Here is a 24,540-nt window from a genome sequence, read left to right on the forward strand (position 1 = left end):
ATATCAGCGTTGAACAAATTCCGTACAGCAAACGAAGCAAATTAACGTCATGAATATTTGTAAGAAAAAAATCCAACAACTCATGATTGTTTAAAACAACCGAATATCATCAAAAGAAAATATAAAGTGTCAGTTTGCGACGCGAGCGGCATTTTAGGACAATATGCAGCGAGATAACAGTACCAGTTAATCAGTCTGTATGCCGTGCAGGAGCGAGGTAAGCGTGAGGTTGTCGGCATAGGGCAGCAAAGTGTTTGTTAATTCGGCAAATCCCTACAAGCATGTAACAAAATAATACAACCGTAACGCATCTTTACGCTTCAATAACCCAAAAATGGAGAGTTGCATTTTTAATTCGGCATAATTCAAGAATCAATTTCAGATAATTCTAAAGAATATTCTTAATTATAATGAGGTTATTTCTGAGAATAGAATATTTGATGACGTCAGAGGCTTATCCCGTTGACGTCACCAAATGAGGCAACTTAGTTACGGCTCAGAATACCGCGACGGTACAGATTACGCCGTATACGCGTTAACCCAGGTTTGGGTTTACGCGGCTCATCCAGACTTGCCAGCACAATCTCCAGCACACGTTCAGCTACATCACGATGGCGTTGCGCCACCGCGAGCACCGGACACTGCAGGAAGTCGAGCAGTTCGTGATCGCCAAAAGTCGCTATCGCCAAATCAGACGGCAACTGCCCATCGCGACGCAGGGTCACATCCATCACTCCCTGCAACAGAGCAAACGACGTGGTAAAAAGCGCCTGAGGCATGGGATGCGTTTCCAGCCATTTATCAAAGAGCTGCGCGGCCGCTTCCCGCTCATAACTGTTGGCGTAAAGGAAATGAACGTCACGCGGATCGTCTTTCCACGCGGTACGGAAGCCCTGCTCACGCAGGAAGCTGACGGATAATTCAGGCAGCGCGCCCAGATAAAGTACGGTTTCTGCAGGGAATTTACGTAACTCCTGCGCCAGCATTTCCGCATCATCCTGGTCCGCGCCCACGACGCTGGTGAAATGTTCGCGATCCAGCGCACGGTCCAGCGCCACAATCGGGAATGAACTGTTTGCCCAGCGCTGATAGAACGGATGTTCTGGCGGCAAGGAAGTCGACACAATGATGGCATCAACCTGGCGTTGTAAAAGATGCTCAATACAGCGCATTTCGTTATCAGGCTGATCTTCAGAGCAGGCAATCAACAGTTGATACCCGCGCTGACGCGCCTGGCGCTCCAGATAGTTTGCAATCCGGGTATAGCTTGTGTTCTCAAGATCCGGGATCACCAGCCCGATAGAGCGTGTGCGTCCAGCACGCAGCCCGGCCGCCACGGCATTCGGGTGGTAATTATGCTCACGCACCACCGCCATGACTTTTTCAACCGTTTTGTCGCTTACGCGATATTGCTTTGCTTTGCCATTAATAACGTAGCTTGCAGTCGTTCGCGAAACGCCGGCCAACCGAGCGATTTCATCCAGTTTCACAATTGCCCCTTGCGTAAAATGTACAAACCATAACCTTTGTGATGGCATGGGTTAAGTTTCTTAACATCTAAGCGCAGAATAATGACTGCGGCAACCGCTTTTGTCTCTGGTTACTGCTGATTTCGCAAAAAAAAGCGCAACAGATAGCATCAGCGAAAACCCTCCAGGCCGGATAAGGCATTTACGCCGTCATCCGGCATGGCCTCCGCGATGATGCCTGATGGCGCTGTGCTTATCAGGCCTACAGTCGACTATTAGCGCATGATTTTATCGCCGCGAGAAAGCCCCACCACGCCAGAACGGGCTACCTCTACAATTTTGGCGACTTCACGTAATGTTGCCAGGAACGCATCCAGCTTATCACTGGTGCCCGCCAACTGTACGGTGTAGATGGACGGCGTGACGTCGATGATTTGCCCGCGGAAAATCTCCGTGTTGCGTTTCACCTCCTCCCGACCATAGCCGCTGGCCTGGATTTTCACCAACATGATCTCGCGTTCAACATGGGCGCCCTGCCCCAGTTCGCTCACGCGCAGAACATCCACCAGTTTGTGTAGCTGCTTTTCGATCTGCTCCAGGACTTTCTCATCCCCTACCGTTTGAATCGTCATTCGCGATAAGGTTGGATCGTCAGTGGGCGCGACGGTCAGGCTTTCAATATTGTATCCACGCTGGGCGAAAAGGCCTATCACACGCGACAAGGCACCCGACTCATTTTCCAGCAATACCGATAATATCCGGCGCATAATCAGGTCCTCTCCGTTTTACTTAACCACATTTCATCCATACCGCCCCCACGAATCTGCATCGGGTAGACATGCTCGCTGCCATCAACGGTGACATCGACAAACACCAGACGACGGTTGCGCACATGCTCCAGCGCTTCACTCAGTTTGCTTTCCAGTTCTTCAGGATGGTTAATCTGGATACCAATATGCCCATAAGCCTCGGCAAGGCGCACAAAATCGGGCAGCGACTGCATATAAGATTGTGAATGACGTCCAGAGTAGATCATGTCCTGCCACTGTTTGACCATGCCGAGATAGCGGTTGTTCAGGTTGAGCACCAGTACCGGCAGCTCGTACTGCAGCGCCGTCGACAGTTCCTGGATGTTCATCTGAATGCTGCCATCCCCGGTCACGCACACCACCGTTTCCTCAGGCAATGCCATTTTTACGCCTAGCGCCGCAGGTAAACCAAATCCCATGGTGCCGAGGCCGCCAGAGTTAATCCAACGGCGTGGTTTATCGAACGGGTAGTAGAGTGCGGCAAACATCTGATGCTGACCAACGTCAGAGGTCACATACGCATCCCCTTTCGTCAGACGCCAGATGGTTTCAATCACCGCCTGTGGCTTAATGCTTTCACTTTGCGTGTCATATTTCAGGCACTGCCGGGCGCGCCAGTGTTCAATCTGTTGCCACCAGTCACGGTTATCATCCAGCGGCTGCTGAGATTTCTCCTGCTCCAGCAGTTCGAGCATCTGATCAAGTACCAGACGAGCATCGCCGACAATCGGAATATCCGCAGTGACGGTTTTCGAAATAGAGGTCGGATCGATGTCGATATGCAGCACGGTCGCATTTGGACAATATTTTGCCAGATTATTGGTTGTTCGATCGTCAAAGCGCACGCCGACGGCAAAGATCACATCGGAATGATGCATGGTCATGTTTGCTTCGTAAGTTCCATGCATGCCCAGCATTCCCAACGCCTGGCGATGTGTTGCCGGAAACGCGCCTAACCCCATCAGCGAGGAAACAACGGGCAGATTAAGAGCTTCAGCGATCTGGCCCAACTGCTCATGGCAGGCGGCATTAACGGCGCCACCACCCACGTACACAACCGGTTTTTTAGCCGCGACTAACGTCTGCAGAGCGCGTTTTATCTGCCCTTTATGTCCGGTAGTCGTCGGATTATACGAACGCATACTCACCGACTCCGGCCAGCTGTAAGGCAGTTTCCTGGCGGGATTCAGAATATCCTTCGGCAAATCGACCACAACAGGCCCCGGACGACCGCTTGCCGCCAACCAGAAGGCCTTTTTTAGCACCTGTGGGATGTCTTCTGTTTGTTTGACCAGGAAGCTGTGCTTCACCACCGGGCGGGATATGCCCACCATGTCGCACTCCTGGAAGGCATCGTAGCCAATCAGCGACGTTGCGACCTGCCCGGAGAGGATCACCAGCGGAATGGAATCCATGTAAGCCGTTGCAATCCCGGTAATCGCGTTGGTAGCGCCGGGTCCTGAAGTGACTAATACGACGCCCACCTCCCCCGTGGCGCGCGCAAGGCCATCAGCCATGTGTACCGCGGCCTGCTCATGACGAACCAGCACATGATCAATACCACCGACCGTATGCAACGCATCATAAATATCGAGGACGGCCCCCCCGGGATAACCGAATACCTGCTTTACACCCTGATCGATGAGCGATCGGACGACCATCTCGGCTCCAGACAACATCTCCATGGCTTGCCTCACTCTTATAATGAATAACGGTTTAACAACACATTAACCGCTGACGATGACGCATGGCAATTGACTCCGCTGGAGTAGCCTCAGAGCAAATAAGAATAAAACGGAGGAAAGCGTCGATTTAATGGAGAATTAAACCAGGATAAGTAAATGATATGATAAATAATCGCTTAAAAAGGGGGACTTACAGCTATTACTCTATTTTTTTACACTGTTAGCTAATCCTGGAAAGTGGATTTCAGCATAAAATTTTACATACAAATAAAAAAGCAGAACAAACCAGATGTATTATCCGGCTTGTTCTGCTGAATGCTATTGCTTACAGATGGAGACTAACAGCTCTTCCATCCATTGATGTCCTTTATCCCGGCCTGCAGCTTCATGCCAGGAAAGATAACATGTACGGCTGTTCAATTTTAAAGGTAAAGGTAATATCTGAAGTTCTAAAGAATCAGCGAACTCTTCTGCCAACCAACGTGGCGCAATAGCGACCAGATGCGTTTGCGACACAATATTAAGAACGCTAATTAATGCCATGCCCTGGTAAGCGACGCAGGATTGTTTATCCGGCGTGTCATACCACGGCTGACTGAAAGATGCGAAGCGATCCAGCGAAACCACCGCGTGTTGCTCATTATAAACATCGTTTTCCAATAATGGACTACTAATGCGCGGATGCTTTTTGCTTACCACTAATACCATTTCATCATTGAATAACGGAATACTTGAGAATTCTGGACGACGGAATTCTTCATAGCTAATAACAAACTCTGTTTCCTGATAACGCAGCTGATGCTCGGTATTTTGATTAAGTGAAGATTTAAATATGACATTAATGTTTGGCGCGACCTGTTCAACCCGATTATAAATCAACGATGTCAGGATATTATCTAATGGGCTGCATACGCAGAGATTGAAAACACGTTCACTGCTGGCTGGTTCAAAACCCGATCCAGGCAGTTCGTTTTGCACTAATTGCAATGCCTGACGAATGGAACCAAATAGCTGGAAAGCTCTTGCTGTCGGCTGGATCCCCCGACCATAACGAACAAAAAGCTCATCATTAAACATGACCTTGAGGCGCGCTACCGCATTACTGACCGCTGGTTGCGACATCCCCAGGGTATGCGCAGCGCGGGTAATATTCTGTTCCTGCATTACCGCATCAAAAACGGTTAAAAGATTAAGGTCAACCATGCGAAGTTGCGGTTTTCCTGGCTCTAAAAGATTGGGTTTATCTATTATTTTTACTTCTGGCATAGTTAACTCCACTGTCACTCTAAACTCCCTTTTCCCAGACGGAGTAAAGAAATAACCTCCGCTAATATGATTTACCATGCATATAAAATAAGAAAAAGGAAAAACATTAAAATTAGGAAAACATAAAGGTACAAACCTAAATGAACAAAACAGCAATGCGAGCGCAGTGTGGCAGAGGTCACTGCACGATGATTCATATGTTTAAATTTCAAAAACAATATAACCATAAGCATGGCGAATATACAATCATACACATCATGAATGTATATTTAAGTTTTAATTAAATGTTTATATTATTAATACATTAAAAGTTAACATTAATTTATCAATCATGTCCTTCCGCTGTGCCCCGATCTATTCAGTATTGCTATAAAAACAGACAAATCATAAAGATATAAAATCTTAATCGCGCCATCGACTTCAACGAACCGTTACAATAAATGCGAATAAATATGCTTAAATATGTCAAACCATGAAAATTATGTACAAGCATCAGCAGATTAATTTTATATACGCCAACAAATTCAGCACAATTCGCTTAAGTTTTGCCTAAACTTTTATCTGCTACAGGGGCATTTACAAGGGATGGGGTTGACATCGGAGTTCATATCCAGTACCACTAAAAGCATATCGCATTCGCCTGGAGCTTAATTGATGACTTACATTGCTCGTTTCAACGGTCTACTACTACTAAACGCATCTTCGTTGCGCGGTAGACTGGTGGACGACATTCAGCATTAAGTCAGCTCCAGTTAAGACAGAAACCCGCGCCGTTGCGCGGGTTTTTTTATGCTCGAAGCAAGGCGCCCTAAAGACCAAGGACCTAAACCATGAGCCAGCAAGTCATTATTTTCGATACCACCTTACGCGACGGAGAACAGGCGTTACAGGCAAGCCTGAGTGTGAAAGAAAAACTGCAGATTGCGCTGGCCCTTGAGCGCATGGGCGTTGACGTGATGGAAGTGGGTTTCCCGGTCTCTTCACCAGGTGACTTTGAATCAGTACAGACCATTGCTCGTCAGGTTAAGAACAGCCGTGTTTGCGCCTTAGCGCGCTGCGTTGAAAAAGATATCGATGTTGCAGCTGAATCCCTGAAGGTCGCTGAAGCTTTCCGCATTCATACGTTTATCGCCACCTCGCCGATGCATATCGCAACAAAATTACGCAGCACGCTGGATGAGGTGATCGAGCGAGCTGTCTATATGGTTAAGCGAGCGCGTAATTACACGGATGACGTGGAATTCTCCTGCGAAGACGCTGGCCGTACTCCTATCGCAGACCTGGCTCGCGTAGTAGAAGCCGCCATTAATGCGGGTGCCAAAACCATTAATATTCCCGATACCGTCGGTTACACCATGCCTTTCGAATTTGGCGCAATCATTTCCGGTCTGTATGAACGCGTACCGAATATCGATAAAGCCATCATCTCCGTACACACCCATGATGATTTAGGCCTGGGCGTCGGCAACGCGCTGGCTGCCGTTCACGCCGGAGCGCGCCAGGTGGAAGGCGCGATGAACGGTATCGGCGAACGCGCTGGTAACTGCTCCCTGGAAGAAGTGATCATGGCGATCAAAGTGCGCAAAGATATCCTGAACGTACAGACCCGCATTAATCATCAGGAGATCTGGCGTACCAGCCAGTTAGTGAGCCAAATCTGTAACATGCCCATTCCGGCTAACAAAGCGATTGTCGGTAGCGGCGCCTTTGCTCACTCCTCCGGCATTCATCAGGACGGCGTACTGAAAAATCGTGAAAACTACGAAATCATGACGCCTGAATCCATCGGCCTGAATCAGGTACAGTTGAACCTGACCTCCCGTTCCGGACGCGCCGCGGTGAAACACCGTATGGATGAGATGGGCTATAAAGAGAGTGAATATAATCTGGACAACCTGTACGACGCTTTCCTGAAGCTGGCGGATAAAAAAGGTCAGGTATTTGATTATGACCTGGAAGCGCTGGCCTTTATTAACAAACAGCAGGAGGAGCCAGAACATTACCGTCTGGATTACTTCAGCGTGCAATCCGGCTCAAATGACATTGCTACTGCCTCCGTCAAGCTGGCCTGCGGTGAAGACGTCAAAGCCGAAGCGGCGAACGGTAACGGCCCGGTTGATGCCATTTATCAGGCCATCAACCGCGTGACGGAATACAACGTTGAACTGGTGAAATACAGCCTGACCGCCAAAGGGCACGGTAAAGATGCGCTGGGTCAGGTGGATATCGTCGCCAACTATAACGGTCGCCGCTTCCACGGCGTCGGTCTGGCAACGGATATCGTCGAGTCTTCCGCCAAAGCGATGGTCCATGTGCTGAACAATATCTGGCGCGCCGAAGAAGTCGAAAAAGAATTGCAACGCAAAGCTCAGAACAACGAGAACAACAAGGAAACCGTGTGATGTCGAAGAATTACCATATTGCTGTTTTGCCGGGTGACGGTATTGGCCCGGAAGTGATGGCGCAAGCCTTGAAAGTACTGGACGCAATTCGCCACCGTTTTAACATGCGCATTACCACCAGCCACTACGACGTGGGTGGCGCCGCCATTGATAACCACGGTCAGCCGCTGCCGCCGGCTACGGTTGAAGGCTGTGAGCAAGCTGACGCCATTCTGTTTGGCTCCGTTGGCGGTCCGAAATGGGAAAACCTGCCGCCAAACCAGCAGCCTGAACGCGGTGCGCTGCTGCCATTGCGTAAGCACTTCAAATTATTCAGCAACCTGCGTCCGGCAAAGCTGTATCAGGGGCTGGAAGCGTTTTGTCCTCTGCGCGCCGATATCGCCGCTAACGGTTTCGACATCCTGTGCGTGCGTGAACTGACCGGCGGGATCTACTTCGGTCAGCCAAAAGGCCGCGAAGGCAGCGGGCAACATGAAAAAGCATTTGATACCGAGGTATATCACCGTTTCGAGATCGAACGTATTGCCCGTATCGCGTTTGAGTCAGCTCGCCAGCGTCGCCGTAAAGTCACGTCGATTGATAAAGCTAACGTGCTGCAAACCTCTATTCTGTGGCGTGAAATCGTCAATGAAATTGCCAATGAATACCCGGACGTTGAACTGGCGCATATGTACATCGACAACGCGACAATGCAGTTGATCAAAGATCCTTCCCAGTTCGACGTCCTGCTGTGCTCCAACCTGTTTGGCGACATTCTGTCTGACGAGTGCGCCATGATCACCGGTTCAATGGGGATGTTGCCATCCGCCAGCCTGAACGAGCAAGGTTTTGGTCTGTACGAGCCTGCTGGCGGCTCCGCCCCGGATATCGCCGGGAAAAACATTGCTAACCCTATCGCCCAGATCCTGTCGCTGGCGCTGCTGCTGCGCTACAGCCTGGATGCCAACGATGCGGCAACCGCAATTGAGAGCGCCATTAACCGCGCATTAGAAGAAGGCATTCGCACTGGTGATTTGGCCCGTGGCGCTGCCGCAGTCGGTACCGATGAAATGGGCGACATCATTGCCCGTTACGTCGCAGAAGGGGTGTAATCATGGCCAAAACGTTATACGAAAAATTATTTGATGCGCACGTAGTCTTTGAGGCGCAAAACGAAACCCCGCTGCTGTATATCGACCGCCATCTGGTGCATGAAGTCACCTCCCCGCAGGCGTTTGATGGTCTGCGCGCGCATGGCCGTCAGGTGCGCCAGCCGGGTAAAACCTTCGCCACCATGGACCACAACGTCTCAACGCAGACCAAAGACATTAACGCCTCCGGCGAAATGGCGCGTATTCAGATGCAGGAACTGATCAAAAACTGCAATGAATTTGGCGTTGAACTGTACGACCTGAATCACCCGTATCAGGGTATTGTCCACGTGATGGGGCCTGAGCAAGGCGTGACCTTGCCGGGAATGACCATCGTCTGTGGCGACTCCCACACCGCCACCCACGGCGCATTCGGCGCGCTGGCGTTCGGTATTGGCACTTCAGAAGTTGAACACGTGCTGGCAACGCAAACCCTGAAACAGGGTCGCGCCAAAACCATGAAGATTGAAGTCAACGGCCAGGCCGCGCCGGGCATCACGGCGAAAGATATCGTGCTGGCGATTATCGGTAAAACCGGTAGCGCGGGCGGTACCGGGCACGTGGTTGAATTTTGCGGCGAAGCCATCCGTGCGCTGAGCATGGAAGGCCGCATGACCCTGTGTAACATGGCCATTGAAATGGGGGCCAAAGCGGGTCTGGTCGCACCGGATGAAACCACCTTTAACTATGTGCAAGGTCGTTTACACGCACCGAAGGGCGAGGATTTTGCCCACGCGGTTGAGTACTGGAAAACGCTGCAAACCGACGACGGCGCAACGTTTGATACCGTCGTCACCTTGCAAGCAGAAGAGATCGCGCCGCAGGTAACCTGGGGAACGAATCCGGGTCAGGTGATCTCGGTGAACGATTATATTCCCGATCCGGCATCATTTACCGATCCCGTTGAGCGCGCATCGGCGGAAAAAGCGCTGGCGTATATGGGGCTGAAACCGGGCATTCCGTTAACAGAAGTGGCTATCGATAAAGTGTTTATCGGTTCCTGCACCAACTCGCGCATTGAAGATTTACGCGCCGCGGCGGAAATCGCCAAAGGGCGCAAAGTCGCGCCGGGCGTACAGGCACTGGTGGTGCCGGGTTCTGGTCCGGTGAAAGCGCAGGCGGAAGCGGAAGGTCTGGACAAGATCTTTATCGAAGCAGGATTTGAATGGCGCTTACCGGGCTGTTCCATGTGCCTGGCCATGAATAATGACCGCCTGAACCCAGGCGAGCGCTGCGCATCCACCAGCAACCGTAACTTTGAAGGTCGTCAGGGCCGCGGTGGCCGCACGCATTTAGTCAGCCCGGCGATGGCCGCCGCCGCCGCCGTTACCGGCCACTTCGCCGACATTCGCAGCATCAAATAAGGAAACTACCATGGCAGAGAAATTTACCCAGCATACCGGCCTGGTTGTCCCACTGGATGCCGCCAACGTCGATACCGATGCAATTATCCCGAAACAGTTTTTGCAGAAGGTCACACGCACCGGTTTTGGCGCCCATCTGTTTAACGACTGGCGTTTCCTGGACGAAAAGGGTCAACAGCCAAATCCAGAGTTTGTGCTGAACTTTCCGGAATATAAAGGCGCGTCGATTCTGCTGGCGCGGGAAAACTTTGGCTGCGGCTCTTCACGTGAACATGCGCCGTGGGCGCTGACCGACTACGGCTTTAAAGTAGTGATCGCGCCAAGCTTCGCCGACATCTTCTACGGCAACAGTTTCAACAACCAACTGCTGCCGGTAACCCTGAGCGACGCGCAGGTCGATGAAATGTTTACCCTGGTGAAAGCCAATCCGGGGATTACATTTGAAGTGGATCTGGTAGCGCAGGTCGTCAAAGCGGGCGATAAGTCCTACAGCTTTAAGATCGATGACTTCCGCCGCCACTGCATGCTGAACGGTCTGGACAGCATCGGGCTGACGCTGCAGCACGAAGCCGCCATCACCGAATACGAAGACAGGCAACCCGCGTTTATGCGCTAGTCATTGTGACGCCGGATGCGTTGCGCATCCGGCAACATGATTAGACGTCCTTCACCCGCCCGGTCATCACCAGCGTGACCACCGAAATCGCCGCAATCACCCAGTAAACGGCAAAATGCCCGTAGCTCTGCGCCACCGCTCCCTGAATCACTCCCGCCAGAATCACGCCCGTTGAAATACTGTTGGTAAACAATGTGGTCGCCGATCCCGCACGCCCCGGCATCAGATCCTGAAACCACAGCATTCCTATTCCGGCGATAATGCCGATAAATACCGCGTTAAACAGTTGCAGGACCAGCAGCGCCGTGCGGCTGTGAAAGAAGATCAGACCAAGATAAAACAGTACACCCGCCGCCACGGCCGCGATCATCATGCGCCGCTTACCAAAGCGTTTCACGTAGTAGCCCGCCAGAATCATCGCCGGAATTTCCAGCCCGGCCGCGGTGCCCATCAGGATCCCGGCCAGCTTGTCCGGCAAGCCTAGCTCAAGGCTAATCCACAGCGGCATATCGATGATGTACATGGTATTGCAGGTCCACATCAGCGTAGAGGCAATAAACAGCATGCGTACATTTTTGTCCTGCCAACCGCTGGCCTGTTCCAGCGGCACATCGACAGGTTGCTCCACCCGAGCCACAGATGGCAGTATCAGCGCGATCAGCACCAGGCTAATGGCAAAAATGCCTGCGGCAATGGAAAACATCGCCGTGAAGCCGTAATTCAGCGCCAGCATAAAAGCCAGCGGCGGCCCAATCACCCACGCCAACGAAAGCTGCGCACGCATCACCGAGCTAAACATCACCACTTCACGCGCCGAGCTATCGGCATATTCCCGCGCCAGCGCAAACAGCTGCGGCATGGCGGTATTTGCCAGCGAAGCCAGCAGCACACCGCAGGTGATCAGCGTGAGATAGTGGCGATTAAAGGCAAACAGCAGCGCGTTGCCGATTGCCATCAGACAACAGAACATGATCAGTTTTCGCCGATCGCCCTGACTATCGGATCGTTTCGCCAGACCAAGGCTGACCCCGATCCCGGCAATAGCGTTGACGGTATAAAACAGCCCGACCCAAAATGGCTGCGCCCCGACTTCACGGCTCAGAAACAGGCTCAGCGTGGGTGCCTGCAACGCCCCGGCCACACCCATCATAAAAGCGACCAGCATAAATGCCGCGTAAACGCCGTTAAGGCGCCGTCCCATGGTCATAATCCAGAGCATATCTTTCCTTTTAAGCGCAGCTGAAACGAAAAAAGCCAGCAGATAATACCTGCTGGCGCGGCGATTAACACCAATACTCAGTCACACATGATGTCTGCAACTCGCAATTCGGAGGTCAGGCTGTCACCTCCCACTGCATCAGTTCTTCAAGCATCTTTAAGCGCTGCGGTGCGCTCAGGCAAGCCAACCAGGACGATTTTTCCGTCGCAGTAAAGTACTTCAACCAGAACTGACGCATAGATGACCCCTTCGTTGTCTCATCGCTTCATCGGAATCTATTATTGGCTTAATATAGGGATAATAAAATTGCTGAGTTTTCCGCAGGAGTTCCCCTTTTATGTCTTCTGGTCGTTTGCAACAACAGTTCATCCGTCTGTGGCAATGCTGTGACGGCAAAACGCAAGACACGACGCTAAACGAACTGGCGGAGCTGCTGAGCTGCTCGCGCCGTCATATGCGCACCCTGCTTAATACCATGCAGGATCGCGGCTGGTTAACGTGGGAAGCCGAAGTTGGGCGGGGTAAACGCTCGCGCCTGACATTTCTCTATACCGGGCTGGCGCTTCAGCAGCAGCGGGCAGAAGACCTGCTGGAACAGGATCGTATCGATCAACTGGTGCAACTGGTCGGTGATAAAACGGCCGTCAGACAAATGCTGGTTTCCCACCTGGGACGCAGTTTTCGCCAGGGGCGGCACATCATGCGCGTCCTCTATTATCGCCCTATGCGCAATCTGCTCCCCGGCACGGCGTTACGCCGCTCCGAAACCCATATTGCCCGACAAATCTTCAGTTCCTTAATTCTGGTAAATGAGGAAAATGGGGAACTGGAAGCCGACATTGCGCATCATTGGCAGCAGATTTCGCCTTTACACTGGCGATTCTTCCTGCGCCCGGGGATCCATTTTCATCATGGCCGTGAGCTGGAAATGGAGGATGTCATTACCTCGCTACAGCGCATCAACGCGCTGCCGCTGTACTCGCACATTACGCAAATCGTCTCGCCCACCGCCTGGACGCTGGATATCCATCTTGCCCAACCGGACCGCTGGCTTCCCTGGCTACTGGGGCAAGTCCCCGCCATGATTCTGCCGCGAGAATGGGAAACGCTAAATAACTTTTCCAGCCATCCGATTGGCACCGGCCCATATGCCGTGATGCGCAATACTAATAACCAACTGAAAATTCGCGCATTTGATGATTACTTCGGCTACCGGGCGCTGATCGATGAAGTTAACGTTTGGGTATTACCTGACATCGGCGAAGAGCCGGGCGGCGGGTTGACGCTAAAAGGTCCCACGGAGGATGAAAAGGCGATTGAAAGTCGACTGGAAGAAGGCTGCTACTACCTGTTATTTGATACACGCGCCCACCGTGGTGCTAATCAGGAGGTTCGCGAGTGGGCAAGCCGCGTTCTCTCGCCAACCAATTTAATCTGTCACGCCGACGAACAGTACCAGAGACTGTGGTTTCCCGCCTATGGGTTACTCCCCCGCTGGCACCACGCCAAACCCGGGCATGGTGAAAAACCGGCCGGGCTGGAAACGCTAACGCTCACCTACTATCGCGATCACATCGAACATCGGATTATCGCGCAGATCATGAAAACGTTGCTGGCGCAGCATCAGGTACAGCTAAACATTCAGGAGATCGACTACGATCAGTGGCATGCAGGTGAAATAGTCAGTGATATCTGGCTCAACAGCGCCAACTTTACCCTCCCGCTGGATTTCTCGCTGTTCGCTCATTTGTGCGAAGTCCCGCTGCTGCAAAACTGTATCTCGCGCGACTGGGAAAACGATGCGGCCCGCTGGCGAACCGGTGAAATGAGCCTGGCGGCATGGTGCCAACAGCTGCTCGCCACAAAGGCCATTGTGCCGTTGATCCACCACTGGCTGATCATTCAGGGCCAGCGTAGTATGCGCGGGCTACGCATGAATACCCTCGGCTGGTTTGATTTTAAATCGGCATGGTTTGCGCCGCCGGATCCCTAAGAGCCAGCTCTTAATTGCTGCCCGGCAACAAAATCACTACACTAACGCCGTTCTCAACGGGGTGCTAAATAAAAAACATACACAAAATCATTCATGATGCCTCAAGGCGGCAAGCGAGTGAATCCCCAGGAGCATAGATAACTATGTGACTGGGGTGAGTGAGCGCAGCCCACACAGAGGCAGCGTGAATGATGAAGTGTATGGGCTGAGAGATACCCGTCGAACCTGATCCGGATAATGCCGGCGAAGGGATTTGAGGCTTATCTCAAGTCCTTTGCCACCCAACTCTTGAGGTGCAAAGTGTTTAAAAAATGTCTTCCGCTTTTGCTGCTGTGCGCAGCGCCTGCCTTCGCCAAACCGGTGCTGACCGTCTATACCTACGATTCGTTCGCTGCGGACTGGGGGCCTGGCCCGACAATCAAAAAAGCCTTTGAAGCTGACTGCAACTGCGAACTGAAGCTGGTCGCGTTGGAAGATGGCGTCTCGCTGCTTAACCGCCTGCGCATGGAAGGAAAAAACAGCAAAGCCGACGTCGTGCTGGGACTGGATAACAACCTGCTGGAAGCCGCCACGCAAACCAAACTGTTCGCCAAGAGCAATGTCGCAAACGACGCCGTTGACGTACCCGGCGGCTGGAAAAATGACACCTTTGTCCCGTTTGATTACGGCTACTTCGCTTTTGTCTATGATAAAAACAAGCTGAAAAATCCGCCAAAGAGCCTGAAAGAACTGGTCGAAAGCGATCAGAAATGGCGCGTCATTTATCAGGATCCACGCACCAGCACGCCAGGGCTGGGCCTGCTGTTATGGATGCAAAAAGTCTATGGCGACAAAGCACCGGAGGCGTGGCAGAAACTGGCAGCCAAAACCGTCACCGTCACCAAGGGCTGGAGCGAAGCCTACGGCCTGTTCCTGAAAGGTGAAAGCGATCTGGTACTGAGCTACACCACCTCTCCGGCCTATCACATCATTGACGAGAAAAAAGATAACTACGCCGCCGCCAACTTTAGTGAAGGTCACTATTTGCAGGTGGAAGTCGCCGCCCGCACCGCGGCCAGCAAGCAGCCGGAACTGGCTGAAAAGTTCCTCAAGTTTATGGTTTCTCCGGCATTCCAGAATGCCATTCCGACCGGCAACTGGATGTATCCGGTGACGCAGGTTGCTCTCCCATCAGGATTTGAGCAACTGAAGAAACCGGCCACCGCGCTGGAATTTACCCCGCAGCAGGTTGCGGCTCAGCGTCAGACATGGATTAGCGAATGGCAACGCGCCGTCAGCCGTTAATTCCCGGCTGGCTGGTTCCAGGGCTTTCTGCCGCCACGCTGATGGTCGCAGTAGCCCTGGCCGCGTTTCTGGCGCTATGGTTTAACGCCCCACAAGGAGAATGGCTCTCGCTGTGGCGAGACGACTACCTGTGGCACGTGGTGCGTTTTTCTTTCTGGCAGGCTTTTTTATCCGCAGTGTTGTCGGTTGTCCCGGCAATTTTCCTTGCCAGAGCACTTTATCGCCGCCGTTTCCCCGGACGTCTGGCGCTGCTACGCCTGTGCGCGATGACGTTAATCCTGCCGGTGTTGGTCGCGGTCTTTGGCATTCTCAGCGTGTATGGCCGTCAGGGCTGGTTAGCCTCACTCTGGCAGATATTCGGGCCGGAGTGGACGTTTTCGCCGTACGGTTTGCAGGGTATTCTGCTGGCGCACGTTTTTTTCAATCTGCCGATGGCCAGCCGTCTGCTGTTGCAGTCGCTGGAAAATATTCCCGGTGAACAGCGACAGTTAGCCGCTCAGTTGGGTATTCGCGGCTGGCATTTCTTCCGCTTTGTCGAATGGCCATGGTTACGCCGTCAGATCCTTCCCGTCGCCGCGCTCATCTTTATGCTGTGCTTCGCCAGCTTCGCCACCGTTTTGTCGCTGGGTGGCGGGCCGCAGGCCACCACCATTGAGCTGGCTATCTATCAGGCGCTGAATTTCGATTACGATCCCGCCCGTGCCGCTATGCTGGCGTTGATCCAGATGCTGTGTTGTTTAGCGCTGGTGCTCCTCAGTCAACGCCTGAGCCGCGCTATTGCGCCCGGCACCACGCTGGTTCAGGGCTGGCGCGATCCCGACGATCGTCTGCACAGCCGTCTGGCAGACTCGTTGCTGATTTTCCTGGCCCTGTTGTTGTTGCTGCCGCCGCTGTTGGCAGTGATTGTCGATGGTCTTAACCGCCAGGTTCTGGATGTGCTTATGCAGCCGGTTCTGTGGCAGGCGTTGGGAACTTCACTGCGCATCGCGCTGGCGGCAGGGGCATTGTGCGTGATACTCACCATGATGCTGTTATGGAGCAGTCGCGAACTGCGCGCCCGACAGCAGGTGCTGGCAGGCCAGGTACTGGAGCTTAGCGGCATGATGATCCTCGCCATGCCGGGCATCGTGTTGGCAACCGGCTTCTTTCTGCTGCTCAATAACACCGTTGGTCTCCCCGAATCCGCCGACGGCATTGTGATTTTCACCAACGCGCTGATGGCGATCCCTTACGCGCTGAAGGTACTGGAAAACCCAATGCGTGACGTGACCGCACGCTACAGTATGTTGTGCCAGTCGTTGGGAATTGAGGGATGGTCGCGGCTGAAAGTGGTTGAACTGCGGGCACTGAAACGTCCGCTGGCGCAGGCTATGGCTTTTGCCTGCGTACTGTCGATTGGCGATTTTGGCGTGGTGGCGTTATTTGGCAATGAGGATTTCCGCACCTTGCCGTTTTATCTATATCAGCAGATTGGATCTTATCGCAGTCAGGATGGCGCGGTTACGGCGCTCTTGCTGCTGATCCTGTGTTTTACGCTGTTTACCGTTATTGAGAAATTGCCGGGTAGAAATGTTAAAACTGATTGATATCACATGGCTTTATCACCATTTGCCCATGCGCTTTACGCTGTCGGTCTCGCGCGGTGAGCAGGTCGCAATACTCGGGCCCAGCGGCGCCGGGAAAAGTACGCTATTGAATCTGATTGCCGGCTTTCTTGCGCCTGCCAGCGGCACAATGATGATTGAAGGTGAAGATCACACCGCAACCCCCCCTTCGCGTCGTCCCGTCTCCATGCTGTTTCAGGAAAACAACCTGTTCAGCCATCTGAGCGTGTGGCAAAACATCGGTCTGGGTCTTAATCCGGGGTTGAAACTGAACGCATCGCAGCGGGAAAAAATGCGCCACATCGCCCGGCAAATGGGGCTCGATTCACTGCTGGAGCGACTCCCCGGTGAGCTTTCCGGCGGCCAGCGACAACGTGTGGCGCTGGCGCGTTGTCTGGTGCGCGAGCAACCCATTTTGCTGCTCGATGAACCGTTCTCTGCGCTCGATCCCGCGCTGCGTCAGGAGATGTTAACCCTGGTCGCCGAGGTCTGCCGTGATAAGCAGCTTACGCTGCTGATGGTTTCCCACAGCGTCGAAGATGCGGCGCGAATTGCGCCCCGGTCAATCGTGGTCGCCGACGGACGCATTGCGTGGCAAGGCAAAACAGACGAGCTACTAAGCGGTCAAGCCAGCGCCTCAGCGCTGTTAGGCATCAAGCCTCATATTTCGTAGGCCGGATAAGGCGAAGCCGTCATCCGGCAAGGGAATCGTTAGTAACCCACAACTTTGCGCAGAATATCGATATACACCGGCATCAGCGGGTGACGCAACAGCGCCGCCAGCGCGACCACGCCGATCCCGAGCGTCAACGGCGCCAGATACAGTAAACGGCTGCGGGGGAAATACGCGGTTAAACGATCGACTGCCGCTTTGCCGCTGCGCCACAGCCGCCAGCATAACCAGCCTCCAACCCACAGCAGCAACGCCGTCGCCAGCAGCAGCCATTTGAAATCTCCGCTCTGCATATCGGAAGGAATATCGATTGCCGCGCCCGCCAAAATACCCGGCAGGAAATAGAACGGCGGCCACAGCACGCAGCCAATAATATTCGGGACTATAAATTTTGCGACAGGCAGATCCAGCATACCCGCCACCATCGGCACCAGCGGACGCGTTGGGCCGACAAAACGGCCCACCAGAATGGTAAACATGCTGTGCTGATGCAGCGCATGCTCGGTTTTATCCAGCAGCGCCTTGTTCTTTTTCATGAACGACCAACGGTGCAGCGGCTTTTTAAAGCGCCAGCCCAACCAAAAGGAGATCCAATCCCCCAACAGGCAACCGACGATGCCCGCAAGCCAGGCATGCCAGAAATTCAGTTCGCCACTGCCAATCAGCGCCCCCAGCCCCGCCATCATCACGGTGCCAGGCAGAATCAGACCAACCAGCGCCAGCGACTCCAGAAAAGCCACCAAAAGTACGGCGATCAGAGAGTACAGGGCGGACTGGAGGATAAAGTGTTCCAGCAATGCTTGCATAATGTGTCCGTCAGATTTACGAAGCAGGGATTTTGATAACCCTTCTCAACTTCGTCAAGCCATCAATTGTCTGAATAGATTGCCAGTTATGACAACTTTCAGGACACATCATTCACTTTTTATTCACATCCAGCACGGAACTCGCTCGGACTGGCGCCGGTACATTTTTTGAAAACGCGAGAGAAATAGAGCTGGTCATCAAAGCCGACGTTGCGACCCACCGTGGCGATAGGCATTCGTGTGGTACTCAGCAGTAGCTTCGCCTGACTGATTCGCTGATCCTCACGCCAGCTTAATACGCTGATGCCCAATTGCTGGCGGAACAGGTGTGACAAACGGGAAGGCGACAGGCAGACATGCTGTGCGACGCTGGCAATATCAAAATTGCTGTCCGCCAGATGATCGCTAATGTACTGACAGGCATCACGAACGCGGTTGTCCATTGGCGGGTGCAGCGACTCATTAATGGCTTCCATACGTCGGAGTAACAATTGCTCCAGCAAATTAATCGCCAGCAGTTCGGAATAGCGTCCCTCTCCCTGCCCGGCATTGATGATCTGCCCAAACAGTTCGTTGAAATGCGGTTGATGCGCTTCATCAGGGCGAAAGAAACCGGTCTGGGCAAAAATGGCCGGCCAGGCCAGCCACTCCTGCCAGTAAGCGCGTGGCCGGAAGTAGACCCACTGGTGATACCACTCGCTGGCGTCCGGGTGGCGTCCGTAGTGGTGAATTTCGCCAGGCGGAAACAGCAAAATATCGCCAGGTCGGCAGACAAACTGCTTGCCCTGATTATTAATGACCCCTTCCCCACGAATAGTGAGATTGAGGATATAGCCTTTCATCCCCAGCGGCCTGTCGATAAAAAAATCCAGGTATCCGTTCGCCTCAATGGGGGTCAATCCAGCCACCAAATGTGCGTTAAACGAATAGCCCGGCAGGAGGGGATCGTTTTGCGTTTCAGCCATAATTTCAATACTCCCTGGGTTCTGCTAAGAAACAATTTGTCCATATTACGCCAGACATCATCGCCGTCGTCCCGGCGGGCCACAGTTGTTTGCGGTAATGGACCATCAACCCCGCTTGTGAAAAGCAATTTGTAAAAAACATGTACCACGACAACGTCAAAATCGGCTAACAAAAGTGTCTATAACTACGGCAGAAATGTCCACATTGATTATTTGCACGGCGTCACACTTTGTGATGCCACAGCATTTTAGTCCATAAGATTAGCGAATCCTGCCTGACGGTTTTTATCCCTGGTCACTACTGTTTATCCATACCCGTATTTTTGGATGGAGTAAGACGATGGCGATTGCAATTGGCCTCGATTTTGGTAGTGATTCGGTACGCGCTTTGGCGGTGGAATGTGCCACTGGTGAAGAAATCGCCACCAGCGTTGAGTGGTACCCACGTTGGCAGGAAGGGCAGTTTTGCGACGGCCCAAACAACCAGTTTCGCCATCATCCGCGCGACTACATTGAATCCATGGAAGCGGCGCTGAAAACCGTACTCGCCGAACTGAGCGCGGAACAACGCGCAGAAGTGGTCGGGATTGGCGTTGACAGTACCGGCTCAACCCCGGCGCCTATCGATGCCGACGGCAACGTACTGGCGCTGCGCCCGGAGTTCGCGGAAAACCCGAATGCGATGTTTGTTCTGTGGAAAGATCACACTGCGGTAGAAGAAGCCGAAGAAATTACTCGCCTGTGCCACACGCCAGGCAAGATCGATTACTCCCGCTATATTGGCGGTATTTATTCCAGCGAATGGTTCTGGGCAAAAATCCTGCACGTGACTCGCCAGGACCACGCGGTCGCCGAGGCGGCGGTCTCATGGATTGAGCTGTGTGACTGGGTTCCGGCCCTGCTCTCCAATACTGTGCGCCCCCAGGATATTCGTCGCGGTCGCTGCAGCGCCGGGCATAAATCCCTGTGGCATGAAAGCTGGGGGGGGCTGCCGCCAGCCAGTTTCTTTGACGAACTCGACCCCATCCTCAACCGCCATCTGCAATACCCAATGTTTAGCGACACCTTCACGGCGGACCTGCCGGTTGGCACTCTGTGTGCCGAGTGGGCGCAGCGCCTGGGTCTATCGGAAAGCGTGGTGATTTCAGGCGGCGCTTTTGACTGCCATATGGGCGCGGTCGGCGCAGGCGCACAGCCCAATACGCTGGTGAAAGTCATCGGCACCTCTACCTGCGACATTCTGATTGCCGATAAACACAGCGTTGGCGAACGCGCGGTGAAAGGCATTTGCGGGCAGGTTGATGGCAGCGTGGTGCCGCATTTTATCGGTCTGGAAGCGGGGCAATCTGCTTTCGGCGACATCTATGCCTGGTTTAGCCGCGTGTTGAGCTGGCCGCTGGAACAGCTTGCCGCGCAGCACCCGGAACTGAAAACCCAGATTAAAGCCAGCCAAAAACAGCTGCTGCCAGCGCTCACCGAAGCCTGGGCGAAAAATCCGTCGCTGGATCACCTGCCGGTGGTGCTCGACTGGTTTAATGGTCGTCGTACGCCGAATGCCAACCAGCGTCTGAAAGGCGTCATTACCGACCTGAATCTGGCAACCGATGCGCCAGCGCTGTTCGGTGGTCTGATCGCCGCCACGGCCTTTGGCGCGCGCGCCATCATGGAATGCTTCACCGAACAAGGCATTGCGGTTAACAACGTCATGGCGCTCGGCGGTATCGCGCGTAAAAACCCGGTCATCATGCAGGCCTGCTGCGACGTGCTAAACCGTCCGCTGCAGATTGTCGCTTCAGACCAGTGCTGCGCGCTCGGTGCGGCTATCTTCGCCGCCGTTGCCGCGCAGGTCCATGCAGACATTCCAGCCGCCCAGCAACACATGGCGAGCGCAGTAGAAAAGACGATGCAACCTCGTCCAGAACAGGCTCAACGTTTTGAACAACTTTACCGCCGCTACCAGCAGTGGGCGGTAAGCGCTGAACAACAATACCTTCCGACTGCCGCTCCGGCGCAACAAGCCCCGGTAGACCTGGCAACCCTGACTCATTAAGGACACGACAATGACAATTTTTAATAACTATGAAGTGTGGTTTGTGATTGGTAGCCAGCACTTGTATGGCCCGGAAACCCTGCGTCAGGTAACCCAACATGCCGAGCACGTTGTTAACGCACTGAATACGGAAGCTAACCTGCCCTGCAAACTGGTGTTAAAACCGCTGGGTACTTCACCTGACGAAATTACCGCTATCTGTCGTGATGCCAACTATGACGATCGCTGCGCAGGTCTGGTGGTCTGGCTGCACACCTTCTCTCCAGCCAAAATGTGGATTAACGGTCTGACTATCCTCAATAAGCCGCTGATGCAGTTCCACACCCAATTCAACGCCGCCCTGCCGTGGGACAGCATTGATATGGACTTTATGAACCTGAACCAGACCGCACACGGCGGTCGCGAATTCGGCTTCATCGGTGCGCGTATGCGTCAGCAGCACGCCGTGGTCACCGGCCATTGGCAGGATAAGCAGGCGCACGAGCGTATTGGCTCCTGGATGCGCCAGGCGGTGTCCAAACAGGATACCCGCCATCTGAAAGTCTGCCGTTTTGGCGACAACATGCGTGAAGTAGCGGTCACTGACGGCGATAAGGTTGCCGCACAGATCAAATTCGGCTTCTCGGTAAATACCTGGGCCGTGGGCGACCTGGTGCAGGTAGTAAACGCAATTAGTGACGGCGAAATCAACGCGCTGATCGACGAGTATGAAAGCACCTACACCATGACGGCGGCCACACAAGTCCATGGTGAGAAACGTCAGAACGTACTGGAAGCCGCCCGAATTGAACTGGGAATGAAGCGCTTCCTTGAGCAGGGCGGATTCCACGCCTTCACGACGACATTTGAAGATTTGCACGGCCTGAAACAACTTCCGGGTCTGGCCGTACAGCGTCTGATGCAGCAAGGCTACGGCTTTGCGGGCGAAGGCGACTGGAAAACCGCCGCTCTGCTTCGCATCATGAAGGTGATGTCAACCGGTCTGCAGGGCGGCACCTCATTTATGGAGGATTACACCTACCACTTCGAGAAAGGCAACGATCTGGTGCTCGGCTCACACATGCTGGAAGTGTGCCCGTCAATCGCTGTGGAAGAGAAACCGATCCTCGACGTTCAGCACCTCGGTATTGGCGGTAAAGACGATCCTGCCCGTCTGATCTTCAACACCAAAACCGGCCCGGCAGTGGTCGCCAGCCTGATCGATCTCGGCGATCGTTATCGCCTGCTGGTTAACTGCATCGACACGGTGCAAACGCCGCACGACCTGCCGAAACTGCCGGTGGCGAACGCATTGTGGAAGGCCCAGCCGGATCTACCAACCGCATCCGAGGCCTGGATCCTTGCCGGTGGCGCGCACCACACCGTCTTCAGCCATGCGCTGGATCTGAACGATATGCGCCAGTTCGCTGAAATGCACGATATCGAGATCGCAGTAATCGATAACGAGACCCGTCTGCCGGCCTTTAAGGACGCGCTGCGCTGGAACGAAGTGTATTACGGGTTCAAACGTTAATTGGTGAAACGGTTTGCCCGGTGGCATTTCATTTACCGGGCCTACAAATCACCGTAGGCCGGATAAGCGAAACGCCATCCGGCATTCAGGAGTTTACATGCTAGAAGATCTTAAACGTCAGGTACTGGAAGCGAATCTGGCACTGCCCAAGCACAACCTGGTGACGCTGACCTGGGGAAACGTTAGCGCCGTCGATCGCGAACGCGGCGTGTTTGTGATTAAACCTTCCGGTGTCGATTACAGCGTCATGACCGCAGACGATATGGTTGTTGTCAGTATCGCCACTGGGGAAGTCGTTGAAGGCACGAAAAAGCCCTCCTCCGATACCCCAACGCACCGTTTGTTATATCAGGCATTCCCGACCATTGGCGGCATTGTTCATACCCACTCGCGCCACGCGACAATCTGGGCGCAGGCGGGTCAGTCGATCCCGGCCACGGGTACCACCCATGCGGACTATTTCTACGGCGCCATTCCCTGCACACGTAAAATGACCGACAGCGAGATTAACGGGGAATACGAGTGGGAAACCGGGAATGTGATCGTCGAAACCTTTGAGAAACAAGGGATTGACGCAGCGCAGATGCCAGGCGTACTGGTGCACTCTCACGGTCCGTTCGCCTGGGGAAAAAATGCCGAAGATGCGGTGCATAACGCCATCGTGCTGGAAGAAGTCGCCTATATGGGGATATTCTGCCGCCAACTCGCGCCGCAGTTGCCGGATATGCAACAAACCCTGCTGGATAAACACTACCTGCGTAAGCATGGCGCAAAAGCCTATTACGGTCAGTGAAATGACGCCAGGCGCGTCCGGAAACAATGACGCGCCTTCTTATTATTGAGTTATATATTCCGCAAACGTACTTCGATACACACAATTATTAGCACAAACGTATTTAATCACATTATCATAATGTCCCAGCGCCTCTTCGCCATCCAGAGAATGAAAGAAAATATAATCTGCAATTGTTGACTGCCAGCGTTGGCCGTTCAACAGATAATTAATAACCGTATCACGATGCCCATTTATTCTGTCCTGTCCTTGCCAGTGAAAGAAGGCATTCCCACGATCAATAATCTCAGAGCGCCAGATTTGACCTGACCATGTTCTATACTCAATGTATTGACTTACCGACTTAATAGTCGGGTTAGATAGCTGAGTATTAACAAATAAATAGTGGTCATATCCTACCTGTAACGCCTGAGTATAAACATTCATAACACCTCTCCATTTCACAACACACCCAAGCTATTGATATAAAACACCCGAGCCGCCAGATGAATAAAAATTACATCAGGAGATAAAAATCAAATTATGCAGAGAGATATTCCCGACGAAATCGTACCGAAAATCTGTTTTTATCCAGACAATAGTAATCCAATAATATATATTATATTCAACCTGACAACCCGAATGCTTCAATTAAAATAGTTACACTAACCATGAATAAAAACAAATTAAAAAAAGTGTAATTTTTTCTGAACCGAGGGGTAAGTAGCAGAATGGGTTGAGCACTATTCTGAAAATGTGAAAAAACTCCTGAAGCAGACTATCAATTTATGGAAAACACATAATCAAAAAGTAGTAATTTAAATAAATAATCAAAACAGACTAATCAAATAATTTACGGAAGTATAACCAGAAACTGTATTCATAAATTAAATAGTTCGACACTGAAAATTTGTCCCCGA

At 52.8% G+C, this 24,540-nt stretch carries 21 protein-coding genes; 12 read left to right on the forward strand and 9 right to left on the reverse strand.

What is annotated here, in order from left to right:
* Positions 1 to 485 precede the first annotated feature (485 nt).
* The 4 genes from cra to leuO all read right to left on the reverse strand — a co-directional run bounded on the left by cra (position 486) and on the right by leuO (position 5,229).
* Positions 486 to 1,490 carry a catabolite repressor/activator gene (gene cra, locus OOJ59_RS08700; RefSeq protein WP_038637189.1) on the reverse strand — a complete coding sequence of 335 codons (1,005 nt, stop codon included), beginning with the start codon at positions 1,488 to 1,490 and terminating at the stop codon, positions 486 to 488.
* A 254-nt stretch (positions 1,491 to 1,744) separates the two neighbouring features.
* On the reverse strand, positions 1,745 to 2,236 hold the full coding sequence (gene ilvN, locus OOJ59_RS08705) for an acetolactate synthase small subunit (protein WP_003829566.1): 492 nt from the start codon (positions 2,234 to 2,236) through the stop codon (positions 1,745 to 1,747).
* 2 nt (positions 2,237 to 2,238) lie between these two features.
* Positions 2,239 to 3,963, reverse strand: coding sequence for an acetolactate synthase 3 large subunit (ilvI, locus tag OOJ59_RS08710; RefSeq protein WP_110498747.1), 1,725 nt, complete (start codon positions 3,961 to 3,963; stop codon positions 2,239 to 2,241).
* Positions 3,964 to 4,281: 318 nt separating this feature from the next.
* A complete protein-coding gene (gene leuO, locus OOJ59_RS08715; protein ID WP_160955675.1) occupies positions 4,282 to 5,229 on the reverse strand; it encodes a transcriptional regulator LeuO in 948 nt (315 codons plus the stop codon).
* A 654-nt stretch (positions 5,230 to 5,883) separates the two neighbouring features.
* Here leuO and leuL point away from each other — a divergent pair.
* The 5 genes from leuL to leuD all read left to right on the forward strand — a co-directional run bounded on the left by leuL (position 5,884) and on the right by leuD (position 10,741).
* The gene (gene leuL, locus OOJ59_RS08720; RefSeq protein WP_048998978.1) at positions 5,884 to 5,970 is read left to right on the forward strand and encodes a leu operon leader peptide; all 87 of its coding nucleotides are present in this window, start codon (positions 5,884 to 5,886) and stop codon (positions 5,968 to 5,970) included.
* Positions 5,971 to 6,059: 89 nt separating this feature from the next.
* Positions 6,060 to 7,631, forward strand: a complete 1,572-nt coding sequence (leuA, locus tag OOJ59_RS08725; RefSeq protein WP_160955674.1) for a 2-isopropylmalate synthase — start codon at positions 6,060 to 6,062, stop codon at positions 7,629 to 7,631.
* Positions 7,631 to 8,722, forward strand: a complete 1,092-nt coding sequence (gene leuB, locus OOJ59_RS08730) for a 3-isopropylmalate dehydrogenase (protein WP_006686687.1) — start codon at positions 7,631 to 7,633, stop codon at positions 8,720 to 8,722. The genes leuA and leuB overlap by 1 nt, the downstream gene beginning before the upstream one ends.
* Positions 8,723 to 8,724: 2 nt before the next feature.
* Positions 8,725 to 10,125 (forward strand): 3-isopropylmalate dehydratase large subunit, encoded by a 1,401-nt coding sequence (leuC, locus tag OOJ59_RS08735; protein WP_085048316.1) that lies wholly within the window; start codon positions 8,725 to 8,727, stop codon positions 10,123 to 10,125.
* A gap of 10 nt (positions 10,126 to 10,135) precedes the next feature.
* Positions 10,136 to 10,741 carry a 3-isopropylmalate dehydratase small subunit gene (gene leuD, locus OOJ59_RS08740; protein WP_085048317.1) on the forward strand — a complete coding sequence of 202 codons (606 nt, stop codon included), beginning with the start codon at positions 10,136 to 10,138 and terminating at the stop codon, positions 10,739 to 10,741.
* Between the two features lie 40 nt (positions 10,742 to 10,781).
* Here leuD and OOJ59_RS08745 read toward each other — a convergent pair whose 3' ends face one another.
* Both OOJ59_RS08745 and sgrT read right to left on the reverse strand, forming a co-directional pair.
* Positions 10,782 to 11,960 carry a sugar efflux transporter gene (locus OOJ59_RS08745; RefSeq protein WP_085048318.1) on the reverse strand — a complete coding sequence of 393 codons (1,179 nt, stop codon included), beginning with the start codon at positions 11,958 to 11,960 and terminating at the stop codon, positions 10,782 to 10,784.
* A 115-nt stretch (positions 11,961 to 12,075) separates the two neighbouring features.
* Positions 12,076 to 12,198 (reverse strand): glucose uptake inhibitor SgrT, encoded by a 123-nt coding sequence (sgrT, locus tag OOJ59_RS08750; protein WP_016151681.1) that lies wholly within the window; start codon positions 12,196 to 12,198, stop codon positions 12,076 to 12,078.
* Positions 12,199 to 12,297: 99 nt separating this feature from the next.
* Here sgrT and sgrR point away from each other — a divergent pair, with 99 nt between their 5' ends.
* The 4 genes from sgrR to thiQ all read left to right on the forward strand — a co-directional run bounded on the left by sgrR (position 12,298) and on the right by thiQ (position 17,514).
* Positions 12,298 to 13,953 carry an HTH-type transcriptional regulator SgrR gene (gene sgrR / locus OOJ59_RS08755; RefSeq protein WP_160955673.1) on the forward strand — a complete coding sequence of 552 codons (1,656 nt, stop codon included), beginning with the start codon at positions 12,298 to 12,300 and terminating at the stop codon, positions 13,951 to 13,953.
* Positions 13,954 to 14,253: 300 nt separating this feature from the next.
* Entirely contained in the window at positions 14,254 to 15,237 is a 984-nt protein-coding gene (gene thiB, locus OOJ59_RS08760) for a thiamine ABC transporter substrate binding subunit (RefSeq protein WP_069324065.1), read from the forward strand.
* Positions 15,213 to 16,823: a thiamine/thiamine pyrophosphate ABC transporter permease ThiP gene (gene thiP, locus OOJ59_RS08765; RefSeq protein ID WP_160955672.1), complete on the forward strand. Its 1,611-nt coding sequence runs from the start codon at positions 15,213 to 15,215 to the stop codon at positions 16,821 to 16,823. Before thiB ends, thiP begins: the two co-directional genes overlap by 25 nt.
* Positions 16,807 to 17,514 (forward strand): thiamine ABC transporter ATP-binding protein ThiQ, encoded by a 708-nt coding sequence (gene thiQ / locus OOJ59_RS08770; RefSeq protein WP_160955671.1) that lies wholly within the window; start codon positions 16,807 to 16,809, stop codon positions 17,512 to 17,514. Before thiP ends, thiQ begins: the two co-directional genes overlap by 17 nt.
* A 38-nt stretch (positions 17,515 to 17,552) precedes the next feature.
* Here thiQ and OOJ59_RS08775 read toward each other — a convergent pair whose 3' ends face one another.
* Both OOJ59_RS08775 and araC read right to left on the reverse strand, forming a co-directional pair.
* On the reverse strand, positions 17,553 to 18,320 hold the full coding sequence (locus OOJ59_RS08775) for a DedA family protein (protein WP_085048321.1): 768 nt from the start codon (positions 18,318 to 18,320) through the stop codon (positions 17,553 to 17,555).
* Between the two features lie 119 nt (positions 18,321 to 18,439).
* Positions 18,440 to 19,285, reverse strand: a complete 846-nt coding sequence (gene araC, locus OOJ59_RS08780; RefSeq protein ID WP_006686679.1) for an arabinose operon transcriptional regulator AraC — start codon at positions 19,283 to 19,285, stop codon at positions 18,440 to 18,442.
* A gap of 340 nt (positions 19,286 to 19,625) precedes the next feature.
* Between araC and araB the strand changes: the two genes are divergently transcribed.
* The 3 genes from araB (at position 19,626) to araD (ending at position 23,641) form a co-directional block, all read left to right on the forward strand.
* On the forward strand, positions 19,626 to 21,335 hold the full coding sequence (gene araB, locus OOJ59_RS08785) for a ribulokinase (protein WP_069324067.1): 1,710 nt from the start codon (positions 19,626 to 19,628) through the stop codon (positions 21,333 to 21,335).
* A 10-nt stretch (positions 21,336 to 21,345) separates the two neighbouring features.
* Positions 21,346 to 22,848 carry an L-arabinose isomerase gene (gene araA, locus OOJ59_RS08790; protein WP_069324068.1) on the forward strand — a complete coding sequence of 501 codons (1,503 nt, stop codon included), beginning with the start codon at positions 21,346 to 21,348 and terminating at the stop codon, positions 22,846 to 22,848.
* 97 nt (positions 22,849 to 22,945) lie between these two features.
* Positions 22,946 to 23,641, forward strand: coding sequence for an L-ribulose-5-phosphate 4-epimerase (araD, locus tag OOJ59_RS08795; RefSeq protein WP_121528574.1), 696 nt, complete (start codon positions 22,946 to 22,948; stop codon positions 23,639 to 23,641).
* Between the two features lie 42 nt (positions 23,642 to 23,683).
* On the opposite strand, the gene OOJ59_RS08800 is transcribed toward araD, so the two are convergent.
* On the reverse strand, positions 23,684 to 24,067 hold the full coding sequence (locus OOJ59_RS08800) for a DUF4751 family protein (RefSeq protein ID WP_038637140.1): 384 nt from the start codon (positions 24,065 to 24,067) through the stop codon (positions 23,684 to 23,686).
* Positions 24,068 to 24,540 lie beyond the last annotated feature (473 nt).

This window comes from Citrobacter sp. W9, assembly GCF_026719375.1.
GTDB lineage: Bacteria > Pseudomonadota > Gammaproteobacteria > Enterobacterales > Enterobacteriaceae > Citrobacter > Citrobacter werkmanii.

Coding starts and splice junctions, on each gene's coding strand:
- sgrT (WP_016151681.1), bottom strand. CDS start 12,198: ATGCGTCAGTTCTGGTTGAAGTACTTTACTGCGACGGAAAAATCGTCC.
- araD (WP_121528574.1), top strand. CDS start 22,946: ATGCTAGAAGATCTTAAACGTCAGGTACTGGAAGCGAATCTGGCACTG.
- araA (WP_069324068.1), top strand. CDS start 21,346: ATGACAATTTTTAATAACTATGAAGTGTGGTTTGTGATTGGTAGCCAG.
- thiP (WP_160955672.1), top strand. CDS start 15,213: ATGGCAACGCGCCGTCAGCCGTTAATTCCCGGCTGGCTGGTTCCAGGG.
- leuA (WP_160955674.1), top strand. CDS start 6,060: ATGAGCCAGCAAGTCATTATTTTCGATACCACCTTACGCGACGGAGAA.
- sgrR (WP_160955673.1), top strand. CDS start 12,298: ATGTCTTCTGGTCGTTTGCAACAACAGTTCATCCGTCTGTGGCAATGC.
- ilvI (WP_110498747.1), bottom strand. CDS start 3,963: ATGGAGATGTTGTCTGGAGCCGAGATGGTCGTCCGATCGCTCATCGAT.
- araC (WP_006686679.1), bottom strand. CDS start 19,285: ATGGCTGAAACGCAAAACGATCCCCTCCTGCCGGGCTATTCGTTTAAC.
- leuO (WP_160955675.1), bottom strand. CDS start 5,229: ATGCCAGAAGTAAAAATAATAGATAAACCCAATCTTTTAGAGCCAGGA.
- ilvN (WP_003829566.1), bottom strand. CDS start 2,236: ATGCGCCGGATATTATCGGTATTGCTGGAAAATGAGTCGGGTGCCTTG.
- leuB (WP_006686687.1), top strand. CDS start 7,631: ATGTCGAAGAATTACCATATTGCTGTTTTGCCGGGTGACGGTATTGGC.
- leuL (WP_048998978.1), top strand. CDS start 5,884: ATGACTTACATTGCTCGTTTCAACGGTCTACTACTACTAAACGCATCT.
- OOJ59_RS08775 (WP_085048321.1), bottom strand. CDS start 18,320: ATGCAAGCATTGCTGGAACACTTTATCCTCCAGTCCGCCCTGTACTCT.
- leuC (WP_085048316.1), top strand. CDS start 8,725: ATGGCCAAAACGTTATACGAAAAATTATTTGATGCGCACGTAGTCTTT.
- thiQ (WP_160955671.1), top strand. CDS start 16,807: ATGTTAAAACTGATTGATATCACATGGCTTTATCACCATTTGCCCATG.
- OOJ59_RS08745 (WP_085048318.1), bottom strand. CDS start 11,960: ATGCTCTGGATTATGACCATGGGACGGCGCCTTAACGGCGTTTACGCG.
- leuD (WP_085048317.1), top strand. CDS start 10,136: ATGGCAGAGAAATTTACCCAGCATACCGGCCTGGTTGTCCCACTGGAT.
- OOJ59_RS08800 (WP_038637140.1), bottom strand. CDS start 24,067: ATGAATGTTTATACTCAGGCGTTACAGGTAGGATATGACCACTATTTA.
- araB (WP_069324067.1), top strand. CDS start 19,626: ATGGCGATTGCAATTGGCCTCGATTTTGGTAGTGATTCGGTACGCGCT.